Annotated in this window: 3 protein-coding genes; 1 reads left to right on the top strand and 2 read right to left on the bottom strand. The window is 74.6% G+C overall.

Features of this window, described 5'->3' with window-relative positions:
* The coding region (locus I53_RS33680) for a methyl-accepting chemotaxis protein (protein WP_043347118.1) at positions 1–950 on the top strand (950 nt) is incomplete at its 5' end.
* A gap of 23 nt (positions 951–973) precedes the next feature.
* Here the strand turns inward: I53_RS33680 and tam are convergent.
* Together tam and I53_RS04435 are read right to left on the bottom strand one after the other, a co-directional pair.
* Positions 974–1756: a trans-aconitate 2-methyltransferase gene (gene tam / locus I53_RS04440; protein WP_043347116.1), complete on the bottom strand. Its 783-nt coding sequence runs from the start codon at positions 1754–1756 to the stop codon at positions 974–976.
* A gap of 21 nt (positions 1757–1777) precedes the next feature.
* The coding region (locus I53_RS04435) for an HAD-IA family hydrolase (protein WP_043347115.1) at positions 1778–2402 on the bottom strand (625 nt) is incomplete at its 5' end.

Raw genomic sequence — 2402 nt, 5'->3', positions numbered from 1 at the left:
TGATCGGGCGGGCCGTCCTGAAGGTGCGCGACGGCCTCCGGGCGCAGGCGGAGCCCGACACGCAGGCGCGGGCTTCTGCCCAGGCCGCCGCCGACCGGGACCGCAAGCGGGTGACGGCGGATCTGGCGAACACCTTCGAGCAGGCGGTCGGCGGCATCGTCGAGACGGTCACGAACGCGGCCACCGAGCTGCAGGCCACGGCCCGGGCGCTGGCCGCCACGGCGTCGGAGACCGCCGGCCAGTCGACCACCGTCGCGGCCGGGGCCGAGGAGGCGGCCGCCAACGTCCGGGCCGCGGCCTCGGCGGCCGAGGAGCTCGGCAGCTCCGTGCAGGAGATCGGGCGTCAGGTCCAGGGCTCCGCGCAGCTCGCGCGGGCCGCGGCCGACGAGGCCGGGCGGACGGTGCGTCTGGTCGAGGACCTGAGTGCGGCCGTGATGAAGATCGGGGACGTGGTGGCGCTGATCAGCGGCATCGCGGGCCAGACCAACCTGCTGGCCCTCAACGCCACCATCGAGGCGGCCCGTGCCGGAGAGGCCGGACGGGGCTTCGCGGTCGTGGCCGCCGAGGTGAAGGCGCTGGCCGAACAGACCGCGCGGGCCACCGAGGAGATTGCGGGCCAGATCGCCCGCGTGCAGGCCTCGACCGCGCAGGCGGCCTCGGCGATCGGCAGCATCACGACGCGCGTCGACGAGATCAGCGGCGTGGCCACGACGATCGCGGCCGCGGTCGAGCAGCAGGGTACGGCGACCCAGGAGATCGTCCGCAACGTGACCCAGGCCGCCGCCGGCACGGGCGAGGTGACGACGAACATCGCCCGCGTGGCCGAAGCCGCCGACATGACCGGCTCGGCCGCGGGCCAGGTGCTGGACTCGTCCGCGAACCTGTCGCAGCAATCCGAGCACCTCCGGGCGGAGGTCAGCCGCTTCCTCGGAACGGTGCGCGCGGCCTGAGGACCACCGGGCCGGCCTGCGCGCTACGGGGCTTTTCGGGCGACGATGAACACCCGCGGGAAGGCGAGCAGGCGCTGCCCGTCGCTGCGCGGCGTGTAGGCGGCGTCGATCGCGCCGGTATAGGCCGCCAGGAAGCCGGCCTTCTCCCCGGGCTCCAGCGGGTCGAGGAAGGGCCGGAGCCCCGTGGCGCTCACCCAGTCCACGATGGCGGCGGCATCCGCCATCCGGTGGTGATAGGCAGTGCGCCAGACATCGACCTCGGCGGCCAGGGGCGCCAGCAGGTCGTAGTAGGCCGCGGGCTCCAGCATGCGGCCGAGGCGGCCGGCCACGGCCGGGTCGCCGATCGTTGCCGCCCAGGGGGCGGCCGCCGCGACTTCGCGCATCAGCCGGTGGGTGGGCTCGGCGAGGTTGTCGGGCATCTGCACGGCGAGCACCCCGCCCGGGGCGAGGAGGCCGAACAGCCGCGGCAGCAGGGTCGCGTGGTCCGGCAGCCATTGCAGGACGGCGTTGGCGAAGATCAGGTCCGGGGCGCGCTCCGGGACCCAGGTCGCGGCATCGGCCTGCGCGAAGGTGAGGTCGGGCAGGCGGGCACGGGCGCTCTCCAGCATCGCCGGAGAACTGTCGAGGCCGAGCACCTCACCATCGGGAAACCGCGCCGCGATCAGCGCGGTGGAATTGCCGGGTCCACAGCCGAGATCGCAGGCGAGCCGTGGCGCGTCGAGGGGCACGCGGGCGAGGAGCTCGGCCGCCGGCCGCGTCCGCTCGTCCTCGAAGCGGGTGTAGAGGGCGGGGTTCCAATCGGCCATCTCAACCTTCCGTGCGACGCCTCAGCAGCCGAGCTGGTCGGCGAGGTCCGCCAGGTCCCGCGCCGCGTGGGTGACCGGCACCGTCGGCGCGGTCTCGCCGCCGGCCGGGCCGTGCTCGTGCGGGCGGGCGATGTGGGCGGTGGACAGACCGTGGCGCGCCGCCGCCGCGAGGTCGTTCGAGTGCGCCGCGACCATCATCGTTTCCGCCGGCGCGAACCCGAAGGCCGCCACCGCATCGCGATAGAGCGCCGGCTTCGGCTTGTAGTCGCGGGAATAGCCGGCGCCGAGCACCGCGTCGAAGATCAGCCCGTTGCGGCGGGCGAGGTCGGCCATCAATCGGACAGGCCCGTTGGAGTTCGGTGCCAGGAGGTGCTTCTCCCGCAGCCGCCGCAGCGCGTCCGGCACCTCGGGCCAGGCGTCGAGCCGGTGCCACGCCTGGACCAGCTCCCGCTGCACGGTCTCGGGCACGCCCGCGATGCCGAACTGCGCCAGCACGTCGGGCAGGGACTCGGCCTGGAGCGTGTCGAGGTCGACATAGGGCCGGGCGCCGGAGCGCACCGCCTCCATCGACGGGTCGTAGCGGGGCCGCCATGCATCCGCGAAAGCGCCGGCATCGAGGCTCGGCGCGACGGGCGCAAGCAGCCGC

The sequence above is a fragment of the Methylobacterium sp. B1 genome, from assembly GCF_000333255.1.
In the GTDB taxonomy this organism is placed as follows: Bacteria; Pseudomonadota; Alphaproteobacteria; order Rhizobiales; family Beijerinckiaceae; genus Methylobacterium; species Methylobacterium fujisawaense.
This window is presented reverse-complemented; position numbering and strand designations above follow the sequence as displayed.